The 691-nt window shown below is 41.5% G+C and carries 1 protein-coding gene; it reads right to left on the bottom strand.

Annotation, left to right across the window (positions count from 1 at the left end):
• Positions 1-308: 308 nt before the first annotated feature.
• Positions 309-662: an ISAon1 family transposase N-terminal region protein gene (locus ACSZOX_RS22380; protein ID WP_437922469.1), complete on the bottom strand. Its 354-nt coding sequence runs from the start codon at positions 660-662 to the stop codon at positions 309-311.
• Positions 663-691: the final 29 nt, after the last annotated feature.

Here is a 691-nt window from a genome sequence, read left to right on the forward strand (position 1 = left end):
TAAGTGGTATCCGGGATAGTAAGGGAATGATGGTTTCTGATTTAGTGCCCTGCATGATAGCTACTATGGTGCCTTTTTTACCATGAGCGTCCTTGTTGGTTACTACCGTATAGAGTTCACCATGAGAAAGACAGGTTTCATCTATGGAGACTCGAGCACCGATATTACAGGGAAAGATCAGACCCTCTGTTGCATTTTCACGATGTTCCCATTGCTGAAAGCCACTAAGCTTATTTCTGTAGTATCTTCTTAGTTTGCTGGCTGATATCCCGTAAAAAGAACTTATGGTCTGGATGCTGTGGGCTTGATTATCCGCTGATGCCTTTTAAAAAAGCGGCAAAATCCGTGGTGATACGCGTTCCTTTTGCTACTAGTTCCCAATTCCTAAAAACAACCTTATCCGTGTCCTGATTAAGCCACCTGCGCCGTTTGACATGTAAGTAGACCTGAAGTCCACGAATGGGAAAATCTTGAAGGGTAATCGCCTCGAAAAATCCTTTGGAAATTAGCTTGTTAGCTTTATACTCTTGCGGAATGATATTCATCTCTTCCAAGAAGATATCCAATCGTTGTTCATCTTTTGAATAGTGAGTCATTTCGAAATAATCGGAAACTCCTTCTGGAATCAGCAGCGGTAAGAGGGCTTTAAAAGAATCGTGCATCTCAACAAAATATCAAGCTGCAAATATCT

This window comes from Sphingobacterium sp. LRF_L2 (assembly GCF_965644235.1).
In the GTDB taxonomy this organism is placed as follows: Bacteria; Bacteroidota; Bacteroidia; order Sphingobacteriales; family Sphingobacteriaceae; genus Sphingobacterium.

What these genes read in the sequence shown, in the direction of transcription:
- ACSZOX_RS22380 (WP_437922469.1), bottom strand. Translation starts at nt 662, where the DNA reads ATGCACGATTCTTTTAAAGCCCTCTTACCGCTGCTGATTCCAGAAGGA.